The following is a 21,989-nucleotide window of genomic DNA, read 5'->3' on the forward strand; positions in this document are numbered from 1 at the left end:
TGACTTCTAAGACCACCACGCATTCCATGAATCCATCCAGTTCTTCGCGCGCTGCGCCGGGCACCTCCCAGTCTTTCCGCGACTGGTCCCAGGCCCACCCCCTGTCCGAATCCCTGTCTCGCGCCGAAGCCGAGGTGCGCGCCAGGCCGCAGGCCTCGGAAGCCCGCTGGCTCCTGTTCGAACTGCTGTGCCTGCTCGGGCAGTGGGAGCGTGCCCTCAAGCAATTGCAGACGTGGGCGACCCTCTCGCGTGACCACGAGAGCACGGCGCATGTGATGCGCGGGCTGATTCGGGCCGAGCATCAGCGCATGGATGTCCTGGCGGGTCGCGCCGAGCCTGCAACGCTGATCGCCAGCGAGCGCCAGGTGCCCGCTTCGGTGGCAGGGCTGGCCGAGGCCTTGAAGCTGGCAACCGGTGGCGACCCGGCGGCCATCGAGCGCGGCGACCGGGTCCGCGAGGCGGCGCTGGCACAAGCACCCGACGTGCCGGGTGCGAGCAACCTGCAACCCTCCTTCGCCTGGATCTCGGATTCCGACACGCGCCTGGGGCCGGTGTGCGAGGTGGTCCTGGCCGGTGCCTATCGCTGGCTGCCCTTCGACGACCTGAAGTCCGTCACCAAGGCCGGCCCCGCGCGCCTGCTCGACCTGGTCTGGTCCCAGGCCGACCTGGTGCTGCGCGACGGCTCGCCGCTCAAGACCTACCTGCCGATGCGCTATCCGGTCCATGCCGGCGACCGCGATGCGCTGCTGATGGCGCGCGAGACGGTCTGGTCCGATGTCGGCCGCACCGGTGTGCTGGCGCGCGGCCAGAAGATGTGGAGCACCGATGCCGGCGACATGGCCTTGCTCGATCTGCGTCATTGCGATTTCGGTGTCGTGGGAGGGCAGGGCGATGCCGCACGCTGAAGCCCCCGACGCCGACACCGAGGTCTCGCCCGCGCCCGCATTGCCTCGCGCCGGCGGCGCGCACCGCACGCACCCGGTCCATCCGGGCAGTCGCTCTCCACGCCCGCCCGACGAGCGCGCAGTGCGCACCCACGCGCAGTTGCTGCCCACGCTCTTCGATCGCCTGCGCGACGATGCGCCCGGCCGCGCCGGCGAGCGGCCGTCCGACTACACCGTCACGCCCGCCCAGATGCGCGACATCGTCCAGCGCGACCTGGCCTTCCTGCTCAACACCAGCAACGCCGAAGACCTGATCGACCGCGCGCGTCACCCCGAGGCCGCGGCCTCGACCGTCAACTTCGGCGTGCCGCCGCTCGCCGGCAGCTATATCTCCGAGCGCAAGTGGGCCGATATCGAAGTGATCATCCGGCGCGCCATCACCGACTACGAGCCGCGCCTGCTGCCCGGCAGCATCAAGGTCTCGCCGCTGATGAAGGAGGGCGCGACCGAGTCCTACAACGTCCTCCTGTTCGAGATCCGCGCCATGATCAATCTCAAGCCCTACCCGCTGGAGCTCACGGTCCAAAGCTCGGTGGACCTCGAAACCAACCGCATGAGCGTCACCCTGCCGTTGCGCGCCTCGTCGCGCGCCTCGGGCTGAACCGCAGCCCTGCTGGAACCCCATGGACCCCGACCTTCTCGACTACTACAACAAAGAGCTCGTCTACATGCGCGAGGCGGCCGCGGAGTTCGCGGCTTCGCATCCGAAGATCGCCCGGCGGCTGGGCATGCACGGCGTGGAGGTCGACGACCCGTACGTGGAGCGGCTGATCGAATCGTTCAGTTTTCTTTCGGCGCGCATGCAGATCAAGCTCGATGCCGAGYTCCCGCGCTTCACGCAACGGCTGCTCGAGGTGCTGTACCCCAACTACCTGAGCCCGACGCCGTCGATGGCGGTGGCGCAGCTGAACCCGAGCGTGACCGAAGGCGATTTCACGCGCGGCTTTGCGGTGCCGCGCGATACCGCTTTCCACGCCCGGGTGCCGCCGGGCGAGGAAACGCCTTGCGAATTCCGCTCCAGCCAGGACGTGATGCTGTGGCCGATCGAGATCGTCGATGCCCGGCTCACGGGCGCCCCGCCCGACATCCCGGCGCTCGAGCGCTACGTACCGCCCCACGTGCAGGTGACGGGTGCGCTGCGCCTGCGCCTGCGCACGGTCGGCGAACTCACTTTCGATGCGTTGAAGGGCCTCGACCGCCTGCCGGTCTACCTGCAGGGCAACGAGCAGGTGGCTTCGCACCTGTTCGAACTGCTGCACACCTCGGCGGTCGCCACCTTCACCGGCGTGCCGGGCCAATTGATGCAGCGGCCGCACGTCGTGACCGAGGGTGCGCTGGTGCACGAGGGACTCGATCCGGGGCAGGGCCTGCTGCCGTTGGAATGGAACACCTTCCACGGCCACAATCTGCTGCACGAGTACTTTGCCTGCCCGGAGCGCTTCTACTTCTTCACGCTGACACAACTGGCCCCGGGCCTGTCGCGCGTGGCGGGCAAGGAGGCCGAGGTGCTGATCCTGCTGACCCGGCCGCCGGGCGCGCTGGCTGGGCTCGTCGATGCCGGCCAGTTCGCGCTTTTCTGCACGCCGGTGGTCAATCTGTTCGAGCGCCGCACCGACCGCATCGAACTCAACACCGCGGAGCCGGAATTCCACCTGGTGCCCGACCGCTCGCGCCCGCTCGACTTCGAGGTCTACGCGGTCAAGGGCATCGCGGGCCAGCAGGCGCAGACCACGGCCGCGATGGACTTCCGGCCGCTCTACCAGACGCTCAACGAGGACGAGGGCAACTATGGCCGCTACTTCTCGGTGCGCCGCGAGCCTCGCCTGGCCTCCGACACCTCGCGCAAGTACGGCACGCGCACGCCCTACGTCGGCACCGAGGTGTTCATCTCGCTGGTCGATCAGAACGAGGCCCCCTATGCCGACACCATCCGTTATCTCTCGGTCAAGGCGCTGCTGACCAACCGCGACCTGCCGTGCCTGGTGCCGCGCAACGGCAAGTCCGACCTGGCCGTGGCCGAGTCGATCCCGGTGGTTGGTGTCGGGCTGATCCGGCCGCCGAGCACGCCCAAGTCGCCGTTCGCGCAGCGCGAGATCGCCTGGCGGCTGATCCGCCAGCTCGGCTTCAACCACCTGCCGCTGGCCGACCTGCCGCACCGCGAGGGCGCGCAGGCGCTGCGCGACATGCTGCGGCTGTTCGTCTCGATCGACAACGACGTGCAGCGTCGCCAGATCGAAAGCCTGGTGGGGTCGCGCATCGAGCCCGTCACCCGGCGCCTGCCGGGCGCCGGTCCGCTGATCTACGGCCGCGGCGTGCGCTGCATCCTGAGCGTGGACGAGCAGGGCTTCTCGGGCACCAGCCCCTATCTGTTCGGGCTGGTGCTTGAGCACTATCTTGCGCGGCACGTCAGCATCAACGTGTTCACCCAGACCGTGCTCGAGTCGATGCAGCGGGGCACCGTCGCGCGCTGGCCGGTGCGCATGGGCGGGCGAGGGGTGGCATGAGCCCCCGCCCGGCCGCTCCGAAGGGGGCTCGCACCGCAGTGCGAAGCACGGAGGTTGCCTTATGAACGCTCCGAGCCCGCCGGAGGCGGCTGGCGCCCCGGCCCTGCAGACCACGCTGGAGCGGCTGCGCCAGGCACCTTGGAAGTTCGGCTTCACGGTGCTGATGCGCCGCTTCGGCGCGCTGCATCCCGAGCTGCCGCCCATCGGGCGGGCCAGCCGCCCGCAGCAGGAGCGCTTCAGGCTCGGCCAGACCGCGGCGCTGAGCTTCGCGCCGCGCGAGATCGCCGAGGTGGCGCTGCCGGGCGCGAGCGTGCCGTCGCCGGGGACCGGCAGTGCGCCGGCGCGCACCGGCAACAACCCGGCGCTGCCGATGGTGCGGTTGTACGGGCTCGGGCTGCTCGGGCCCAACGGGCCGCTGCCGCTGCACTACACCGAACTCGTGCGCGACCGCACCGAGAACCACCGCGACAGCACGCTGGCCGACTTCCTCGACATCTTCCACCACCGCTTTCTCACGCACATGTACCGGGCCTGGGCACAGAGCCAGGCGGCGGCCGGACTCGACCGTGCCGACGACGAGACCTTCAGCCGCTACATCGCGCGGCTGACCGGCCACGATCCGCTCGAGATCCGGGATTCGGTACTGCCTGCGCACGCGCGCCTGGCCGCCTCCACCCACCTGAGCCGCGAAGCGCGCAACCCCGACGGCCTGGCGTCCACGCTGGCGCGCTTCTTCGCGGTGCCGGTGCAGCTGCAGGAATTCGTGATGCACTGGATCCGCATCGATGCCGAGGACCAGACCCACCTGGGCGTGCCGCGCACGTCGAGCGTGATGGGCCTGGGCGCCATCGCCGGCGAGGTGGTGGCCGATCGCCAAAACAAGTTCCGGTTGGTGATCGGGCCCCTGAGCCTCGAGCAGTACCTTCGCTTTACGCCGCAAGGCAAGGATCTTCCGATGCTGGTCGAGTGGGTGCGCGGCTTCATCGGCTTCGAGTTCGTCTGGGAGATCGAACTGCGCGTGCGCAACGACAGCGCGCCGCCTGCGCGCCTCGAAGACAAGGAGAAGCTCGGCTGGTCGACCTGGCTGGGCGGCTCGGAGGGCGCGGGGCTCGGCGTCGTGCACGGCCGGCCGGGAGTCGGCGGCCCCGACTACGCGGTCGGCATGGTGTTCGAGCCGGAGGAATACATCGGCCTGCGTACCTGCCATGGCCCCTCCAGCATTCAGTGAGCTCACTTCATTTCGATCCAGATCCATGATTCACGCTTCCGATCCCTCGAGCTCGCCCGCGGCCGCGGTCCCCGACTGGCTGCAGCCGATCAGCAACAGCCAGCCCTGTGGCGCCAGTCTGGAATATGACGCCGAATACGCGGTGCTCCTGTCGCGCATGACGCCGCGCGGCGAAGCGCAGTACGGCAAGTTCGTCGGCAGTTCCGATGCGCCCAACTGGGCCGAGATCGAGCGTGACTGCCGTCGCCTGCTGCTGCGGACCAAGGACATCGGCCTGTTCGTGTGGCTCTGCCGCGCACGCGCGCGCCAGAGCCAGGCCGCGGGGCTTGCACAGGTGCTTTCCATGCTGGAAGCGGCATTGCGCACCTGGCCCGACGCCATCCACCCGCAACTCGTGATCGAGGGCCAGGCCGACCCCGAGGTGCGTGCCAACGCGCTGGCCGCGCTGGTCGATCCCGAGGGATTGATGAGCGACGTGCGCGAGATCGTGGTCGCCACCAGCACCGCCTTGCGCCTGACGGTGCGCGATGTCGAGCGGGCCTTTGCCGTGCCGCGGCCCGCCGATGCGCAGAGCCCGGAGTCGGTGAGCCTGCAGTTGCTTGCGCTGCATGCGGCCGCCGGGCGGGATGCACAGGCGCCTGTGAAGCTGCTTGCGCAAGCCGCGCAGCATGCGCGCGCGATCGATGCCTGGAGCAAGAGCAATCTGGGCGAAGACGCGCCTTCGCTGCAGCCGCTGGTTCGATTGCTGGACATGTTCGCCACACCGGAGACGGCGAACGCCGCCACATTGGAGAACACGTCGGCGAATATCCAGGCGGCGCCGCACGAGGGAGGCTGGCGCGCGGATGCCTCGGCGTCGACCGATCCGGGGACCTGGTCGCGGTCCGGCCAAGCCGCCGCGACGCGCGTCGAGATCCTGGGCCGCATCCGCTCGGCGCGCGAGTGGTTCGAAACGCATGAGCCGAGCAGCCCCGTGGCCGTGCTGCTCAAGCAGGCCGAGCGCATGGTAGGCAAGCGCTTCTACGAGGTGGCCGACGCGATCCCCTTGGACCTGCTGAAGAAATGGGAGTTGGACGATGACACAGCTGGCGAAGGAGCCCAAGCATGAGTGATTGGGGTCAGTTCATGGCCATCCTCTGGTTCGGGTGCCTGCTGGCGGTCCTGACAGGGGCCTCGGTGGTGGCATGGTGGTGCGTGCGCCGGCTTCGAGCCGCATTCGGCGAGCAGATCCGGCTGGCGCTGCGGGATCTGCCGGCATCGGCGCAAGGGTGGCCGCAGCCGGTGGACGCGCCGGGACGCAACGCGGACGTCGCCCAGGCCGTGCGCCAGGCCATCCAGATCGAGCTCGAGTTTCAGGAACGGCAGCAGGCCGAACGTGATCGGGCCCGAGCGGAGGAACTGCGGCGCTGGCAGGCGGACCAGGAGGAGCGCCGCGCCCAGGAGTTCCGCGCGTTGCTCCATGTGATGTCTGCACAATCGGCGAAGGGGCCGCTGCCGAGTGGCGATACACAGCGTGCGGCGCCGCGATCGCCGGTGGCATCGGCGCCAGCCACGTCCGCACGGCCGCCCGAGCTGATGCAGACGCCGTTGCCACGCCCTCGGCCCGCGTTCGAGCCCGAAGCGCCTGCGGTCGAACTCAGTGACGAAGAGATCGATGCGCTGCCGGCTGAAGTTCCGATGGCAGGCCGGCCCCGAAAGCGGATCTTGCCGGCACCGACCAAGCCCGTGTTGCGCGACCTTTGATCAGCGGTGCTCCCGTGCACGCCATCGATCAGGAACAACGTGAGGCCGACCAGCAGGTGGCCTGTCACGAAGTACATGAAATCGATCTGTCGACGAATCGGCCGTCGTTCAGACCGATTCGTCATGCATCGGGCGATGAGAAGGGCGCGTGAAAAGGAGTTTTCCTTTGGCGAGGCGGCACCTTTCGCATGCCTCGTGCGCAGGCCCCCGAACAGCGCCGGCTGCGTCCATCGAAGCCGAAGCGCCGGCGGCACTTTCGGACTTTTCCCTTGGCGCGTTCCGAACGCCCTCGCTTCGCTTCCCCGCCATTCCAAGTGAAATGGATGCGCCCAAGAAAAGCCGCCGCGCCTCAGGGCGGGATGCGTGAACTCATCACATCCATCTGAGACAAAAAGGCGAGCCCCGAAGGTGCAACCAACACCAACGAGGCTCTAACCACAACGTGCAACCTAGCAAGGAAACCGCACCTCATGGCTACCTCGAATCATAGACATCCCGCCGACATCGTCCTCACGATCGGCACGCGTTCCATCCAGATCGTCTTGAACGGCGACAGTCGTCCCTTCGCACCCGCCCCGCGCCGCCGTGGCCTCGCCTCGATCGTGGACCGGCGCCTGCAGCGTGCCGCGCCATCGCCCGCCCGTCCGGCGGCGGCCGAGGGCGGCGCGCTCATCGCGCGCCACGCCCCTTTCGAAGTCTTCGCCGAGCTCTCGAAAGTGGTGCGCGCCGCCCGCAACGAGATCCTGATCGTCGACCCCTATGTCAACGCCACCGCGCTGACCGACATCGCGGTCTGCGCGCGCGAAGGCGTGCGCATCCGCATCCTCGGCGATCGCGCGGGCGTCAAGTCCAGCCTCGGCCCCGCGGTCCGCCGCTGGCAGACGCAGTACCGTGCTGCGCGGCCGCTCGAAGTGCGCCTGTCAGCCACCAAGTCTCTCCATGACCGCCTGTTGCTGATCGACCGTGCGGAGGTCTGGAACCTGTCGCAGTCGATCGCGGACTTCGCGAGCAGGTCGCCGGCGTCGATCGAGCGCAGCGGCTCGGCCATCGCCCGCGAGAAAGCCGACATCTACCTCGGCCTGTGGACCACGGCCGCGCCGATGGGCTGAGCCTCGGCCCCGGGCCGGCAGCCGCCGGGCGGCGCCAAGGGCCTCAGCGCAGCCCGCCGCCCGCCGCGCCTTCCGCGCGCTGGATCAGTTCGATCTTGTAGCCGTCCGGATCCGTCACGAAGGCAATCACGGTGCTGCCGCCCTTGACCGGCCCGGCCTCGCGCGTGACGTTGCCGCCCGCCGCCTTGATCTTTTCGCAGGCCGCATAGGCATCGGGCACGCCGAGGGCGATATGGCCGTAGGCGGTGCCCATCTCGTAGCTGTCGGTGTCCCAGTTGTAGGTCAGCTCGATCTCGGCCTGCGCCGGGTTGCCCTCGTAGCCGACGAAGGCGAGGCTGTACTTGTACTCGGGGTTCTCGGAGGTGCGCAGCAGTTGCATGCCCAGCACCTGGGTGTAGAAATCGATCGAGCGCTGGAGGTTGCCAACGCGCAGCATGGTGTGGAGAAGTCGCATGTCGTGGGGCGCGAAGAGTGGTCGTTTCACCATTGTCGCGCGTCAGGCGCGCGCGGTGGGGCCGGCCAGCGTCAGCAGATGCGCGTCATGCCGGCGCAGGAAGTCCCGCAGGTGCTGCGCGTACTCGGGCACCACGGCAGCGCGCACGCTCGGGCGGACCGCCAGCGCTGCGCGCCAGTCGCGCACCCGGGGCGTCGCATCGAAGACGCGCGAGTCGCTGATCTCGTCGAAGACGTCGAAGTAGCGAAAGACCGGTGCGAAGACGGCATCGACCAGGCTGAAGCTTCCGCCCGCGAAGTACGGGCCGTCCTTCAGCGCCGCCTCGACGCGTTCGAACTTGCCCGCGAGCGCGAGGCGTTTCTGCTCGAACACCTCGGCATCGCGCGTGGTCTCGTAGCCCCACAGGTCGGCCAGGATCGCGGAGCCGAACTCCATCCAGCCCCGGGACTCGGCACGTGCGAGCGGGTCTTCCGGGTGCAGGCGCGCGCCGGACTGCGTTTCTTCGAGGTACTCGCAGATCACATTGCTTTCGAACAGGATCGCTTCGCCGCCGCCGGGCTGCGGCACGCGCAGAAGCGGCACCTTGCCGAGCGGCGAGATGGCGGTGAACCAGTCCGGCTTGTCGGCCAGGTCGATGAMGACGCGTTCGAAGGCGACGCCCTTCTCGTGCAGGGCGATCGCGGCGCGCTGCACGTAGGGGCAGAGCAGGTGGCTGACCAGGGTGAGCGGCTTGATGGGGGGCATGGTGCTCTCTCTCGTTCGGAGTGGGTCTGGAAGCGGGAATTCTTCCGGGCCATGAAGACCTTGTCTAAAAAAGCCCACTCCGCACAGCGACCTGTCGCCAGCCTCGCCCTGTCGCTAGCCGCGTCGGCTGGCGGACCAGTGGGTCAGCCGGCCGTCGTGCATGACGCCGATGCGGTCGGCCATGGCGTGCGCCTCGGCCTCGTTGTGCGTCACCAGCACCGCGGTCTGGCCGGCGCTCTTGAGGATCTCGCGCACCTCGGCCGTCAAGCGCTCGCGCGTGCTGCCGTCGAGGTTGGAGAAGGGCTCGTCGAGCAGCAGCAACGCGGGCTCGGGCGCCAGTGCGCGCGCCAGCGCGATGCGCTGCTGCTGGCCGCCCGAGAGTTCGTGCGGATGGCGCTCGCCCGCGTTGGGAAGCCCGACCAGCGCAAGCATCGCCGCCACGCGCTCGCGTTGCGCGGCGCGCGGCCAGCGGCGCAGGCCGAAGGCGACGTTGCGTGCCGCGCTCAGATGCGGAAACAGCGCGTACTCCTGGAACATCATGCCGACGCGACGCCGCTCGGGCGGCAGGTGCACCTCGGCCGACGACAGCAGGCTGTCGCCGAGGCGGATGCGGCCGGCGCGCACCGGCTCGAAGCCGGCGATCGCGCGCAGCACCGTGGTCTTGCCGCAGCCCGAGGGGCCGAGCAGGCAGCCGATGTCGCCGGCGGCGAGCGAGAGGGAAAAGCCATCGACCACCGTGTGCAGGCCGTGGGCGCCTTCGTAGCCGAGGCGAAGGTCTTCGATCTCCAGCGCGGCGCTCATTGGCATACCTTCGCGCAGCAGCGCTTCGGATTCGCCTTGGGAACGGCCCGGCGGCTCATGCTGCGCTCTCCGAAAATCCACTGCGTGCCAGCAAGACCACCGGCAGCAGCCCCGCGACCACGATCGCCAGTGCCGCGATCGCGCCTTCCTCGTAGGTGCCGCGCGCGGCTTCCGCATAGAGCCAGGTGGCGAGCGTGTCGAAGTTGGCCGGCCGCAGCAGCAGGGTGGCCGGCAGCTCCTTCATGGCATCGACGAACACCAGCAGCGCGCTGGCCGCGATCGCGGGCCGCAGCAGCGGCAGGTGGACGCGGCGCAGCGTGCCGTTGGCGTTCTCGCCGAGCAGGCGCGACGCCTGTTCGAGCGCCGGCGGGATGCGTGCCAGGCCGGCCTCGATGCCGCCCACCGGCATCGCCAGGAAGCGGATCGCGCAGGCCACCACCAGCACGATGCCGGCGCMCATCAGCGGCAGGCCCGGATGGCCGATCAGCGAGGCCAGCGCGGCGTCGGCGGCCAGCGCCGGCGTCAGGAGACCGATCGCGAGCACGGTGCCCGGCACCGCATAGCCCAGCGTGGCGATCCGGCCCTGCCAGCGCCCGCGGTTGCGCATCGAGCCCTGCGTGCGCACCGCCCAGGCCACGACCAGGCCGGCAGCGACCGCGACCGCGGTCACGCCCGCGGCGACGCCGATCGTGTTGACGAGGCTGGAGACCAGGCCGGCCGAAATCCCGCCGCCCAGGCGCAGCCGCTTCGCCGTTTCCCACACCAGGTAGAGCGCCGGCGCGGCGAAGCCGACCAGCACCGGCAGCGCGGCCGCGGCGCTGGCGAGCCAGGCCGCCGCGCCGTGCAGCCGGCGCGGCTGGATGGCGCGCATGCGCTGCGCCGAGCCGAAGCGCTGGTGGCGCCGGCCGTGGCGCTCCAGCAGCACCAGCGCGATCACCACGAACAGCATGGCGGAGGCGATCTGCGCCGCGCCCGCGAGGTCGGAGCGGGTGATCCAGGTCGTGTAGACCGCGACCGTGAGCGTCTGGATGCCGAGGAATTCGGAGGCGCCGATGTCGTTGAGCGTTTCGAGCAAAGCCAGGCTGAGGCCGACCGCCAGCGCCGGCCGGGCCAGCGGCAGCGCGACCCGCACGAAGGCGCCCAGGCGGCTCTCGCCGAGCGAGCGGGCGGCTTCCATCAGGTGGGCGGGCTGGGTCATGAACATGGCGCGTGCGGTCATGTAGACATAAGGGTAGAGCACGAAGCCGAGCACGAAGATCGCGCCGGGCATGGAGCGCAGGTCGGGCAGGCGGAACTGGCGCGGGCTGTCGAAGCCCAGCAGCCATCGGATCGCGCCCTGCACCGGACCGAGCGGATGCAGCAGGTCGAGGTAGGCGAAGGCCACGATGTAGGTGGGCATCGCCAGCGGCAGCAGCAGCGCCCAGTGCAGGACGCCGCGGCCGGGGAAGTCGCAGGCGGTCACCAGCCATGCGCAGCCGGTGCCGATCACCAGCACCAGCAGCCCGACGCCGGCCAGCAGCACCGCGGTGTCGAGCGCCGCCCGGGGCAGCACGTGCCGGGCCAGGTGGCCCCAGTGCCCCAGGCCCGAACCGAAGGCGAGCCACAGCAGACTCAGCACCGGCGCTAGCAYGCCGAGTGCGATCAGCACCGAAGCGGTCCGCCAGACCGGGCCGACCGACCGCAGCCGCGTCACTGGTCGAACGCGACCTTGTCGACCAGCGCGCTGGCCTGCTTTCGGTACTTCGCGACCTCGGCGATCGGCAGCGGGTCGACCTTGAGCTCGCCGATGCTGGAGGCAATGATCGGATCGAGCGCCACGCCCTTGCGCACCGGGTATTCGTAGTTGGCTTCGGCATAGAGCACCTGCGCCGACGGCGACACCAGGAACTCGAGCAGCTTGACCGCGTTGGCGCGCTGCGGCGCGTGCTTCGCCACCGAGGCGCCGCTGATGTTGACGTGCGTGCCGCCGCCCTGCACGAAGGTCGGCTTGATCACCTTGATGGCGTCGCCCCACTTGCGCGCGTCGGTGCCTTCCTTGGCGCCCTTCAGCTGGCCGACGTAGTAGGAGTTGGCCAGGCCGACGTCGCAGATGCCGCCGAGGATGTCGCGCGCCACGTCGCGGTCGCCGCCGGTGGCCTTGCGGCCCAGGTTGGCCTTGACGCCGCGCAGCCATTGCTCGGCCTTGGCCTCGCCCTCGTGCGCGATCAGCGCCGACACCAGCGCCACGTTGTAGGGATGCTGGCCCGAGCGGATGCAGACCTTGCCCTTGTACTTCGGGTTCGCGAGGTCTTCATAGTGGAACGAGGTGAGCGGCAGGCTCTTGTCGGCATACAGCACCCGGGCGCGCATCGACAGCCCGAACCACTGGCCGTCGGCGCTGCGCAGGTTGGACGGAATGGCGGATTCGAGGGCGGCCGATTTCACCGGCTGGGTGACGCCGCCGTCGACCAGGTCGATCAGGTTGCCGATGTCGACCGTCATCAGCACGTCGGCCGGCGAGCGGGCGCCTTCGGCCTTGACGCGCTCGAGCAGGCCGTCCTTCACGAACACGGTGTTGACCTTGATGTCGTTCTGCGCGCTGAAGGCCGTCAGCAGCGGCTGGATCAGGCCCGGTTCGCGGGTGGTGTAGAGCGTGAGTTCGCCGGCTGCGTGGGCGGGCAGGGCGGCGGCCAGCAGGGCGAGGGCGGTCGCGCCCAGCGCGAGGGTCGCGCGGGCAGGCGCGCGAGGGCGTGCGGTCATGAGGCGTCTCCAGGGGACTGTGGATCGAGTGGCATCGGCGCGCGGCTCGCGTGCGTCAATGCGAATCATAATCAATGGCGTCCCCCGGGGGCGGCGCAATGTCCCACCGCCGCCGAAGGTGTATCCACCTCAGAGCGCGCAGGGGCTCTCAGCGGCTCGGCAGTTCGAACACCAGGCAGGTGGTGGTGGCGTGCGCATAGAGGGTGCCGTCGGCACCGACGAGGCGGGCCTCGGCGGTGGCCAGCTGGCGGCCGCAATGCAGCACCTTGCCCTCGGCGCGCACGCGCTGCACCTTGGGCGTCAGCGCCTTCACGAGGTTCACGCCAAGCTCGGCCGTGGTGTAGCCATGGCCGGCCGGCAGCATCGTGTGCACGGCACAGCCCAGCGCCGAATCGAGCAGGGTGGCGAACCAGCCGCCATGGATGGTCCCGAGCGGATTCAGGTGTTCGGCCAGCGGCCTGCCCTGGAACACCGAGCGCCCCGGGCCGATCTCGATCAGCTGGAAGGACAGCGTCTTGGCAATCGGAGCATACGGGATCTCGGCCCGCAGCATTGCCCCCATGATCTCCAGCCCGGTCTTGCCGGCGATCTGCTCCCGCTGCGCGACCCCGGGGCCCGGGCCCGCGTCCAGCCGTTCGGAAATCGTGGCTTCCTCGGCGATCCAGGCCGCCAGTTGATCGGTCGATGTCATGTCAATTCCCCTAAGGTTGCATATGCAATGATTGTAGCTACAATCATCGACATGAATGCCATCGAGAAGCCGCAAGGCTGTACCAATTTCCGGCTGCGGCACCTGGTGCGGCAGGTCTCGCGCCACTACGACGCCGAGCTCGCGAAGAGCGGTCTCAAGACCACGCAGTACTCGCTGCTGTCGCATGTGCTGCATCTCGGGCCGCTGCGGCCGGTCGACCTGGCGAAGGCGATGGGCGTCGAGGCCTCGACGCTCACGCGCAACCTCAAGCCGATGGTTGCCGCCGGCTGGCTGACGCAGGGCGAGGGCCCCGATGCGCGCAGCCGGCTGGTCGCGATCACCGACGACGGCCGCCGCAAGCGCAGCGAGGCGCAGCGCCACTGGCGCATCGCGCAGGAGACGCTCAACGAGCTGCTCGGCGTCGGGCGGGTGCTGGCACTGCACCAGCTGCTCGACGAGAGCATCGCCATCCTGCAGGGTCCGGGCGAGATCGCCGAGGGAGCACTCGATGAATGACCACACCACCGCGGGCGCGTCGCCCGTCGCCCGCTACGCCGTCTGGCTGGTGCTGCTGGCCGCGGCCGGCACCTTCGCGCTGACCATGGGGGTGCGCCAGACGATGGGGCTGTTCCTGTCGTCGCTCAACACCTCGACCGGCCTGGGCATCGGCAGCATCAGCCTGGCCTTCGCCTTCGGCCAGCTGTGGTGGGGCCTCACGCAGCCCTTCGCGGGCGCGGTGGCCGACCGCATCGGCACCGGCCGCGTGATCTTCATCGGCGTGCTGCTGGTGGCGCTGGGCACCTTCCTCACGCCGCTGATGACCACCACGGCCGGCCTGATCTTCGCGATCGGCGTGCTGGCCGCGGGCGGCGCGGGCATGGCGGGGCCATCGGTGCTGATGGCCGCGACCACGCGCCTGGTGCCGGCCCACAGGCGCGGCCTGGCCACCGGCATCGTCAACGCGGGCGGCTCCTTCGGCCAGTTCGCGATGGCGCCGATCGCGATCGGGCTGATGGCCGCCGTCGGCTGGGCCAGCGCCATGCAGTGGCTGGCGATCCTGATCCTGCTGGCGCTGCCGGCGGTGTGGGTGCTCAAGGGCAACTCGAATCTGCTCGCGGCGCAATCGGCTGCCGCCAGCGGCATCCAGCCGCTCAGTGCACGCGAGGCGATCCGGCAGGCGCTCGGCACGCCGAGCTATCGCTACCTGAGCCTCGGCTTCCTGGTCTGCGGCTTCCACGTCGCCTTCCTTGCCACCCATCTTCCGGGCGTGGTCGCGGCCTGCGGCCTGCCGCCCGAGATCGGCGGCTGGGCGCTCGGCATGATCGGCCTCTTCAACATCGTCGGCAGCCTGGCGATGGGCTGGGCCGTCGGCCGCTGGCGCATGAAGTCGCTGCTGGCGCTGCTCTACGCGACCCGTGGCCTGGCGGTGCTGGTCTTCCTGCTGGCGCCCAAGACGCCGGTCGTGATGCTGGTCTTCGCCGCCGTGATGGGCGTGACCTTCCTCTCGACCGTGCCGCCGACCGCGGGCCTGGTCGCCAAGATGTTCGGCCCCGCCAACATGGCGATGCTGTTCGGCATCGTGATGCTGGCGCACCAGGTCGGTGGCTTCCTGGGTGCATTCCTCGGCGGCTATGTGTTCCAGGCCACCGGCAGCTACGACATCGTCTGGTACATCGACATCGTGCTGGCGGCCGGGGCGGCGCTGGTCAACCTGCCGATCCGCGAATCGCGGCCGGTGCTGATGGCGAAGGCTCTCGCATGAGCGCAGCGCCGGGCCGCTCCCAAGCAAGCTTGCACCGCAGTGCGAAGCACGAAGGTGCTCCATTGACATCGCTGGACCCGCGCACCCGGCGCCTGCTCGAAGCGCCGATCGTGCCGACGCTGCTGCGCCTGGCCGCGCCCAACGTGGTGGTGATGGTGGCGCAGGCCTCGGTCGGACTGATCGAGACCTTCTTCGTCGGCAAGCTCGGCACCGACGCGCTGGCCGGCATGGCGCTGGTGTTCCCGATCGTGATGCTGATGCAGATGACCTCGGCCGGCGCCATGGGCGGCGGCATCGCGTCCTCGATCGCGCGCGCGCTCGGTGCCCGCCGGCGCGACGACGCCGACGCGCTGGTGCTGCACGCGATCGCGATCGCGATCGGCTTCGGCGCTCTGTTCATGGCGGCGATGCTGTTCGGCGGACGCTGGCTGTTCTCGCTGATGGGCGGGACCGGCGCTTCGCTCGAGGCCGCGATGGTCTATTCCAACGTCGCCTTCGCGGGCGCGGTGCTGGTGTGGATCTTCAACTCGCTGGCCGCGGTGGTGCGTGGGACCGGCAACATGGCGGTGCCGGCCAACGTCACGGTGGCCGGCGTCGTGGTGCTGGTCCCGCTGTCGCCGCTGCTGATCTTCGGCTGGGGCCCGATCCCGGGCCTCGGCATCGCGGGCGGCGCGGTGGCGCTGCTGGTCTACTACCTGGGCGGCTCGCTCGCGCTGTGGGCCTACCTGCGCTCGGCGCGCAGCCTGCTGAAGCCCTCGTGGGCCAGCGTGCGTTTCCGCTGGCCGCTGTTCCGCGACATCCTGCGCATCGGCCTGGTGGGGGCGGTGTCGACGGTGGCGACCAACCTGTCGATCGGCATCGCGACCGCGCTCACGGGCCATTTCGGTCCGGGCGCGATCGCCGGCTACGGCACCGCGTCGCGGCTCGAATACCTGCTGGTGCCGCTGGTGTTCGGCCTCGGCGCGCCGCTGGTCGCGATGGTCGGCACCTGCATCGGCGCCGGCCAGCGCGAGCGCGCCCTGCGCGCCACCTGGGCCGGCGCGGCCATCGCCTTCGTGCTCTCGGGGGCGATCGGCCTGGCCGCCGCGCTGTTCCCGCGCCCCTGGCTGCTGCTGTTCGGCAGCGACCCCGCGATGCTCGAGGCCGGTTCGCAGTACCTGCGCGCCGTCGGGCCGTTCTATGGCTTCTTCGGCGTCGGGCTGGTGCTGTACTTCGCATCCCAGGGCGCGGGCCGGCTGTTGTGGCCGGTGCTCGGCAACATCGCGCGGCTGATCGTCGCCGGCCTCGGCGGCTGGCTCGCACTGCGCTGGGGCGGCGATCTGGTGCATGTCTTCGTGATGCAGGGCGCGGCACTGGTGGTGTACGGCATCGTCATCGCCTCGGCGATCGCGGGCGGCGCCTGGTTCGGCCGGGTCGGCTGGCCGCGCAGCACCCGCGCGCTGCTGCGCCGCTTCCAGGCTTCCTGATTTCTTCATCCCTTCTCGAAGGAAGACCATGAACCTCAAGGATTCCGTCGTCTTCATCACCGGCGCCAACCGCGGCCTGGGCCTGGCCTTCGCGAAGGCGGCCCTGGCCGGCGGGGCGAAGAAGGTCTACGCGGCCGCGCGCGACCCCCGGAGCATCACGCTGGCGGGCGTGCATCCGGTGGCGCTCGACGTCACCCGGCCCGAGCGGGCCGAGGCCGCCGCGCGCGACTGCAGTGACGTCACGCTGCTGATCAACAACGCCGGCATCTCGCGCGGCGCGAGCCTGCTGGGTTCGCCCGACGCCTTCGAGTCGGCGCGGGCCGAGTTCGAGACCAACTTCTTCGGCCCCTGGGCGCTGGCCCGCGCCTTCGCGCCGGTGCTGGCCGCGAACGGCGGCGGCGCGATCATCAACGTGTTGTCGGTGCTGAGCTGGCTCAGCCTTCCTGGCTCCGCGACCTACAGCGCCTCGAAGTCGGCCGCCTGGTCACTGAGCAATGGCTTGCGCACTGCCTTGCGCGAGCAGGGGACGCAGGTGCTGAGCCTGCACGTGGCCTTCATGGACACCGACATGACGAGCAAGGTGTCCGGCCCCAAGGCCTCGCCCGACGAGGTGGTGCAGCAGACCTTCGCGGCGCTGGAGGCCGGGCAGTTCGAGGTGCTGGCCGATGCGCTGACGCGGCAGGTCAAGCAGGGCCTGTCGGCCGAAGCGCCGCCTTACGCGGCGTGAGCCAGGCCGGCGATCCGCCCGGACGCCGGCAGTTATCATCGCTCCCCGCGCTTGGTGCCTGGCGCGGATCGGCGTGTTCGCTGTCGGCGTTTTGCTGCGGTGGACACGTCGGCCCGCGCTCTCCAGGCAGTTGCGGCTGTGCTCGTTTCCGGTCGAAGAATCAGCAGGAAGCGGTGTGCGCCAGCGTCGCTTCCTCCCCACCGGATTCAATTTCGTGAGCTCCATGCCTGGCATCTTCACCGCCTTCAAGAAGTGGCGCGCGTCGCGCAGCGCGGGGCACCAGCTCGACGCCCTGCTGGCGATGGCGGACGCGACAGCGTCCTATGCCGAGCGCAGCGAATGGCTGATCGAGCTCGCGCACTGGATTCGCCGCCGCGGCATCGTGCAGGCGGACGGCGCCGCGGAGGCGCGCTCCGTCCAGGAGCACACCCGCTTGCGCTACATGCTGAACGTGCTCGACCGCAATCCCGCGTGGAAGGCGAACGTCGCGGGCATCCYGCGTGCCGTGCTGCGCGAGAGCGACGGCATCTCGCTCTTGTGCGATGCCGGCATGCCGGTGCACTCCGGCTTCTTCGGGGCGTTGACCGAGCGCATCCAGTCGTCGCTGATTCCGCCGGCGCCGAACCGGCGCGAACTGAGCGCGCTGTTCACGCTGATGTTCACGTCGAGCGCGGACGCCGACTGGATCGACACGCTGCCGCCCGATGTGCTCGATCGCATCCGGGCGCTGTTTGACCACGACGCGGCCGACGACACGCGGCGCACGGGCGCCTTCTCGCTCGACCTGCTGGCCGCCCTGCACAACCTGACCTGCCAGATCAGCTCGACGGGCATGTCGCAGATGGTGCGCGGCCGGCTCGGCGATGCCGACGCCCGCGTCGCGACCGAATCGCAGCCGTTCTACCGGCTGCCGCGGGCCATGCTGGCGGTCGAAGCCGCGCACGAGGCGGTCGAGGACGGTGCGGAGCCCGGCCGGCTGCTGCGCGAGGTCAACTACCTGCGGGTCCTGCTGGACCAGTGCCGCATCGCCATCGACGACGTGTTCGCCAACCTCTACCAAAACGGTGTCAGCATCGACATCGTGTTCCAGATGGAGCGCATGCGCATGCGCATCGCCCGCGCCGAGCAACTGCTCGATACCTGGATGGCACCCGACGACATGCGTGCCATGGCGCGCCTGATGGCCGAACTCGTGAAGGCGAACCAGGAAAGCCAGAGCGTCTCGCACCTGATGCGCAGCAACTTCTCGCTGCTGGCGCGCAAGGTGGTCGAATACAACGCCGACACCGGCGAGCACTACATCGCCCGCGACCGCCGGGAGTACCTGAAGATGCTGCGCATGGCGGCCGGCGGCGGCCTGGTCACGGTGGTCACCGTCTGCGTCAAGTTCGCGATCAGCGGCGCCCATCTGGCCTCCCTGCTCGAGGGGCTGCTGGCGGGCATCAACTACGCCGCGAGCTTCCTGCTGATCCACTTCCTGCATTTCTCGCTGGCGACCAAGCAGCCGGCGATGACCGCGCCGACGCTGGCCCGCGAACTCGACGCGGCAGGCACGCCCCAGGGCATGGACGACTTCGTGACTTCCGTGCTGGCCTTGATCCGCACCCAGGCGGCCGCGGTGCTCGGCAATGTGCTGGCGGTCTTTCCCGTGTGCCTCGGCGTGGCGCTGTTGTGGCGCACGCTCTTCGGATCGGACCTCATCTCGCCGGACAAGGCGCACGCCACGCTGCAATCGTTCTCGCTGCTCGGGCCGACGCCGATCTACGCCGCCTTGACGGGCGTGCTGCTGTGGTCGTCGAGCCTGTTCGCTGGCTGGGTCGACAACTGGTTCGTGCTGCACCGGGTCGGCGACGCGCTGGCGTACAACCGCCGCCTGCGCCTGACGCTCGGTGCCGCCGGCGTGGCCCGGCTGGCAGCCTTCTGGCGCTCGAACATCGCCGGCGTGGCCGGCAACATCTCGCTGGGGCTCCTGCTGGGACTCGTTCCTGCCCTCCTGTCGGCCTTCGCGTTTAGCTTCGAGGTGCGGCACGTGACGCTGAGCGCGGGCTCGATCGGCGTCGCGCTCGGCGTGCTCGGCAAGGCGCCCCTGCAGTCGGCGGAACTGTGGTGGGCGGTGGCCGGCGTCTGCAGCATGGCGGTGTTGAACGTGGCGGTGAGTTTCGCGCTGGCGTTCCACATGGCCATCCGCTCGCGCGACTTGCGGCGCGCGCATGTCCGCTCGCTGTACGAGGGCGTCTGGCGCCGGATGCGCAGCCGTCCGATGGAACTGCTCTGGGCCGGCACGGTGCGGCGCGCCTGAGCGCGCCGAGGCGCGCGCCCTATGCGGCGTGGCGCGGCGCCGGCAGCAGGCGCCCGAGCGCCTTGAAGAACAGGTCCGACTGCTCGCGCTCGCCTTGGATCTGAGCCGCCACCTGCGCGGCCAGCGCGGCCCCGACCGGCACCAGCGGCCGGCCGGTGGACTGCGCGATCACCTGGTGCAGGCAGGCGCGCTCGAGGTAGTACAGGTCGTCGTAGGCATGGGCGATGCTCGCCCCGGCCACCACCACGCCGTGGTTCGCGAGGAAGGCCACGTCCTTGCCGGCCATCGCGCGGGCGATGCGTTCGCCCTCGCGGTCGTCGAGCGCCAGGCCGTTGTAGTCGGCGTCGATCGCGATGCGGTCCATGAAGCGCATCGCGTTCTGGCTCAGCGTCGGGTCGAGCGCCCGGTCGACCGTCAGCGTGAGTGCGGTGGCATAGGGCATGTGGCAATGCAGCACCACTGCGTGGCCCGTGATGCGATGCACCGCGCCGTGGATGAAGAGGGCGGTGGGCTCGACCCGGTGCCGGCCCGCGAGCACCTCGCCGTGAACGTCGATCAGGACGATGTCATCGGGGCCGATCTCGCTCCAGTGCAGGCCGCGCGGGTTGATCAGGTAGCGGTCCTGGGCGCCCGGCAGCATGACGCTGAAATGGTTGCACACGCCTTCGGACAGGCCATGGTGCGCGGCGGCGCGCAGGGCGAGCGCGAGGTCCTGGCGCAGGGTGCGCACGGCGGGGCTGGCGTAGTCGGAATCTGCGGACATGGCGGGGCTCGTCGAAGCGTTGAAGGAAGGCGGTTTCAGGCGCGCTGGCTGCCCGAGAAGGCAGCCACGAAGCGCAGCGCGTCTTCCCGCACCGCGGCCGCGCTCTTGCCGGGCTTGTAGAGCGCCGAGCCGATGCCGAAGCCGGCCGCGCCGGCCGCGCGCCAGGTGGCCATGTTGTCGGGCGTGATGCCGCCGACCGGCATCAGTGGCGTGCCTTTCGGCAGCACCGCGAGCAGCGCCTTGACCACCGCCGGCGAGGCCAGTTCGGCGGGAAACAGCTTGAGCCCGGTGGCGCCCGCGGCCAGGGCGCCGAAGGCCTCGGTCGGCGTCATCACGCCGGGCAGGCTCACGAGTCCGAGCCGGGCGGCCTCGGCGATCACCTCGGCGTTGAAGTTCGGCGCCACGATCAGCTCGCCGCCGGCGGCATGCACCTCGCGCACCTGTTGCGCGCCGAGCACCGTGCCGGCGCCCACCAGCGCCTGCGGAAAGCGCTGGCGCAGCAGCGCGATGCTCTCGAGCGGCTGCGGCGAATTCAGCGGCACCTCGAGCAGGCGGAAGCCCGACTCGACGATCGCGTCGCCCACCGCGGGCGCTTCGGCCGGCGTGAGCCCGCGCAGGATCGCCACCAGCGGCAGCGCCCGCAGGGCGGCGGAGAACTTCGTCGTGGGTGTGCTCATGGTCTTCTGTGGTTCGATGAATGCAGTGCGTGCAGGCCGGCCCAGGTGGCTTCGGTGCCGAGCGTGCGGGCCTGGGTGCCGGCCGCCTGCAACGCCAGCAGGTAGCGCTGCGTGAGCGCGGGCGCGCCGATCAGCATCACCTCGACCGCGGCATGGACCGACTGGGTGCGCAGTTCCTCGCCGATCAGCAGGCCCGAGAGATAGCTCGAGAGCTCGCGTGTCGGCATGCGGTCGAACAGGGCCAGGGTGCGGGCGCCGAAGGCGTTGTGCAGCAGGCCCTGGCCGTTGTCGGACTGCGTCACGCCTTGCAGGAAGGCGGCCTCGTCGAGCGGCGCGGAAGTGTCCAGCGTGCGCGCGAGGATCGAGTGCTGGCTCAGGAGGGCATAGAACTCGCCGGTCATGAAGGTGCGGAAGCCGGTCACCATGCCGTTCTTCACGCGGGCCCACTTGTTGTGCGTGCCCGGCAGCACGAACAGGCCGTCGCGCAGGCCGGTCAGCGCCATGGCGCCGAGGATCTGCACCTCTTCGCCACGCATCACGTCGGGCACGCCGTCGTGGGTGTCGCTCAGGCCCGGCACGATCGAGATCCGGCCGGGCTCGATCTCGAGGATCTTGCCGCGCACCTCGGCCAGGCCCGCGGGGCAGGCGCAGTAGGGCGCCTCGACCCAGCCCTGCTTGCTGCCGGCCATGCCCGAGATCAGGCAGCGGGTTCCGGCCGGACGCATCCAGTCGGCGAACAGCGTCTCGAACACCTCGGTGAAGCCGCCGGACTTGACGTTGAGGATGCCGCGCGGATGGGCCTGCTCGTCCAGCACCCGGCCGTCGGCGTCGAGCAGCGCGCCGCGCAGCGAACTGGTGCCCCAGTCGACGGCGACGAGTCGGTGTTGGGCCATGGATGCGTGCTCCGGTTCAGCCGCGCGGCTTGTAGGCCGTGACGTCGATCTCGACCTTGGCATCGATCATCAGCCGCGATTCGACGGTCGAGCGTGCCGGACGATGGTCGCCCAGGCATTCCATGTAGACCCGGTTGAAGCTGCCGAAATCGCGCGCGTCGTTGAGCCAGACGCTGACCTTGGCGATGTCGGCCAGCGTGCAGTCGGCCAGCGCCAGGGCCTGCTCGATGCGCTTGAAGACCTGGCGCGTCTGGGCTTCGATGCCGCCGACGATGACCTGGCCCTGGTCGTCGGTGGGGACCTGCCCGGAGACGAAAACGAAGTCGCCGGCGCGGGTGGCGGGGGACAGCGGGCGGRCCTGGCGGTCCGAGGCGATGGGTGATTGGCCGAGCATTTCAACGTGAGACATGGCGATGAATGTGTAAGAAATTTACAAAATAGATAA

General features: G+C 69.9%; 23 protein-coding genes. 13 read left to right on the forward strand and 10 right to left on the reverse strand.

Annotated elements, in window-relative coordinates:
• Nucleotides 1-26 precede the first annotated feature (26 nt).
• The 8 genes from AC1D2K_RS01980 (at nucleotide 27) to AC1D2K_RS02015 (ending at nucleotide 7,528) form a co-directional block, all read left to right on the forward strand.
• A complete protein-coding gene (locus tag AC1D2K_RS01980; protein ID WP_478085891.1) occupies nucleotides 27-905 on the forward strand; it encodes a type VI secretion system accessory protein TagJ in 879 nt (292 codons plus the stop codon).
• Nucleotides 892-1,545 (forward strand): type VI secretion system baseplate subunit TssE, encoded by a 654-nt coding sequence (tssE, locus tag AC1D2K_RS01985; RefSeq protein ID WP_478085892.1) that lies wholly within the window; start codon nucleotides 892-894, stop codon nucleotides 1,543-1,545. The genes AC1D2K_RS01980 and tssE overlap by 14 nt, the downstream gene beginning before the upstream one ends.
• A 22-nt stretch (nucleotides 1,546-1,567) precedes the next feature.
• Nucleotides 1,568-3,448, forward strand: a complete 1,881-nt coding sequence (gene tssF / locus AC1D2K_RS01990) for a type VI secretion system baseplate subunit TssF (RefSeq protein ID WP_478085894.1) — start codon at nucleotides 1,568-1,570, stop codon at nucleotides 3,446-3,448.
• Between the two features lie 61 nt (nucleotides 3,449-3,509).
• Nucleotides 3,510-4,676: a type VI secretion system baseplate subunit TssG gene (tssG, locus tag AC1D2K_RS01995; RefSeq protein ID WP_478085895.1), complete on the forward strand. Its 1,167-nt coding sequence runs from the start codon at nucleotides 3,510-3,512 to the stop codon at nucleotides 4,674-4,676.
• 25 nt (nucleotides 4,677-4,701) lie between these two features.
• Nucleotides 4,702-5,784 carry a type VI secretion system protein TssA gene (locus AC1D2K_RS02000; protein ID WP_478085896.1) on the forward strand — a complete coding sequence of 361 codons (1,083 nt, stop codon included), beginning with the start codon at nucleotides 4,702-4,704 and terminating at the stop codon, nucleotides 5,782-5,784.
• Entirely contained in the window at nucleotides 5,781-6,419 is a 639-nt protein-coding gene (locus tag AC1D2K_RS02005; protein WP_478085898.1) for a hypothetical protein, read from the forward strand. The genes AC1D2K_RS02000 and AC1D2K_RS02005 overlap by 4 nt, the downstream gene beginning before the upstream one ends.
• 14 nt (nucleotides 6,420-6,433) lie before the next feature.
• The gene (locus AC1D2K_RS02010; RefSeq protein ID WP_478085899.1) at nucleotides 6,434-6,571 is read left to right on the forward strand and encodes a hypothetical protein; all 138 of its coding nucleotides are present in this window, start codon (nucleotides 6,434-6,436) and stop codon (nucleotides 6,569-6,571) included.
• 318 nt (nucleotides 6,572-6,889) lie between these two features.
• Nucleotides 6,890-7,528 carry a hypothetical protein gene (locus AC1D2K_RS02015; RefSeq protein ID WP_478085900.1) on the forward strand — a complete coding sequence of 213 codons (639 nt, stop codon included), beginning with the start codon at nucleotides 6,890-6,892 and terminating at the stop codon, nucleotides 7,526-7,528.
• A gap of 43 nt (nucleotides 7,529-7,571) precedes the next feature.
• Here AC1D2K_RS02015 and gloA read toward each other — a convergent pair whose 3' ends face one another.
• The 6 genes from gloA to AC1D2K_RS02045 form a co-directional block, all read right to left on the reverse strand.
• A complete protein-coding gene (gene gloA, locus AC1D2K_RS02020; protein ID WP_478085902.1) occupies nucleotides 7,572-7,982 on the reverse strand; it encodes a lactoylglutathione lyase in 411 nt (136 codons plus the stop codon).
• Nucleotides 7,983-8,024: 42 nt separating this feature from the next.
• Complete coding sequence (locus AC1D2K_RS02025; RefSeq protein ID WP_478085903.1) at nucleotides 8,025-8,726, reverse strand: glutathione S-transferase family protein; 702 nt, start codon at nucleotides 8,724-8,726, stop codon at nucleotides 8,025-8,027.
• 114 nt (nucleotides 8,727-8,840) lie between these two features.
• Entirely contained in the window at nucleotides 8,841-9,527 is a 687-nt protein-coding gene (locus AC1D2K_RS02030) for an ABC transporter ATP-binding protein (RefSeq protein ID WP_478085905.1), read from the reverse strand.
• A gap of 55 nt (nucleotides 9,528-9,582) precedes the next feature.
• Nucleotides 9,583-11,220 carry an ABC transporter permease gene (locus AC1D2K_RS02035; RefSeq protein ID WP_478085906.1) on the reverse strand — a complete coding sequence of 546 codons (1,638 nt, stop codon included), beginning with the start codon at nucleotides 11,218-11,220 and terminating at the stop codon, nucleotides 9,583-9,585.
• A complete protein-coding gene (locus AC1D2K_RS02040; RefSeq protein ID WP_478085908.1) occupies nucleotides 11,217-12,266 on the reverse strand; it encodes an extracellular solute-binding protein in 1,050 nt (349 codons plus the stop codon). Before AC1D2K_RS02040 ends, AC1D2K_RS02035 begins: the two co-directional genes overlap by 4 nt.
• Before the next feature lie 148 nt (nucleotides 12,267-12,414).
• On the reverse strand, nucleotides 12,415-12,957 hold the full coding sequence (locus AC1D2K_RS02045; protein WP_478085910.1) for a PaaI family thioesterase: 543 nt from the start codon (nucleotides 12,955-12,957) through the stop codon (nucleotides 12,415-12,417).
• A 27-nt stretch (nucleotides 12,958-12,984) separates the two neighbouring features.
• Here AC1D2K_RS02045 and AC1D2K_RS02050 point away from each other — a divergent pair, with 27 nt between their 5' ends.
• The 5 genes from AC1D2K_RS02050 (at nucleotide 12,985) to AC1D2K_RS02070 (ending at nucleotide 19,211) form a co-directional block, all read left to right on the forward strand.
• Nucleotides 12,985-13,473: a MarR family winged helix-turn-helix transcriptional regulator gene (locus AC1D2K_RS02050; protein WP_478085912.1), complete on the forward strand. Its 489-nt coding sequence runs from the start codon at nucleotides 12,985-12,987 to the stop codon at nucleotides 13,471-13,473.
• The gene (locus AC1D2K_RS02055; protein ID WP_478085914.1) at nucleotides 13,466-14,719 is read left to right on the forward strand and encodes an MFS transporter; all 1,254 of its coding nucleotides are present in this window, start codon (nucleotides 13,466-13,468) and stop codon (nucleotides 14,717-14,719) included. The genes AC1D2K_RS02050 and AC1D2K_RS02055 overlap by 8 nt, the downstream gene beginning before the upstream one ends.
• Before the next feature lie 62 nt (nucleotides 14,720-14,781).
• Nucleotides 14,782-16,185, forward strand: a complete 1,404-nt coding sequence (locus AC1D2K_RS02060) for an MATE family efflux transporter (protein ID WP_478085916.1) — start codon at nucleotides 14,782-14,784, stop codon at nucleotides 16,183-16,185.
• Between the two features lie 28 nt (nucleotides 16,186-16,213).
• Nucleotides 16,214-16,912, forward strand: coding sequence for an SDR family oxidoreductase (locus tag AC1D2K_RS02065; protein ID WP_478085917.1), 699 nt, complete (start codon nucleotides 16,214-16,216; stop codon nucleotides 16,910-16,912).
• Between the two features lie 223 nt (nucleotides 16,913-17,135).
• Nucleotides 17,136-19,211 carry a site-specific recombinase gene (locus AC1D2K_RS02070; RefSeq protein ID WP_478085934.1) on the forward strand — a complete coding sequence of 692 codons (2,076 nt, stop codon included), beginning with the start codon at nucleotides 17,136-17,138 and terminating at the stop codon, nucleotides 19,209-19,211.
• Between the two features lie 19 nt (nucleotides 19,212-19,230).
• Here AC1D2K_RS02070 and AC1D2K_RS02075 read toward each other — a convergent pair whose 3' ends face one another.
• From AC1D2K_RS02075 to AC1D2K_RS02090, 4 genes are read right to left on the reverse strand one after another with little or no spacing between them, the layout of a single operon-like run.
• Nucleotides 19,231-20,013, reverse strand: coding sequence for an aldolase (locus tag AC1D2K_RS02075; RefSeq protein WP_478085936.1), 783 nt, complete (start codon nucleotides 20,011-20,013; stop codon nucleotides 19,231-19,233).
• Entirely contained in the window at nucleotides 20,010-20,651 is a 642-nt protein-coding gene (locus tag AC1D2K_RS02080; RefSeq protein WP_478085919.1) for a 2-dehydro-3-deoxy-6-phosphogalactonate aldolase, read from the reverse strand. Before AC1D2K_RS02080 ends, AC1D2K_RS02075 begins: the two co-directional genes overlap by 4 nt.
• Nucleotides 20,648-21,544, reverse strand: a complete 897-nt coding sequence (locus AC1D2K_RS02085) for a 2-dehydro-3-deoxygalactonokinase (RefSeq protein ID WP_478085921.1) — start codon at nucleotides 21,542-21,544, stop codon at nucleotides 20,648-20,650. Before AC1D2K_RS02085 ends, AC1D2K_RS02080 begins: the two co-directional genes overlap by 4 nt.
• Before the next feature lie 16 nt (nucleotides 21,545-21,560).
• Nucleotides 21,561-21,953 carry a RidA family protein gene (locus tag AC1D2K_RS02090; RefSeq protein WP_478085923.1) on the reverse strand — a complete coding sequence of 131 codons (393 nt, stop codon included), beginning with the start codon at nucleotides 21,951-21,953 and terminating at the stop codon, nucleotides 21,561-21,563.
• Nucleotides 21,954-21,989: the final 36 nt, after the last annotated feature.

Source organism: Variovorax sp. P1_H12_2 (genome assembly GCF_056405335.1).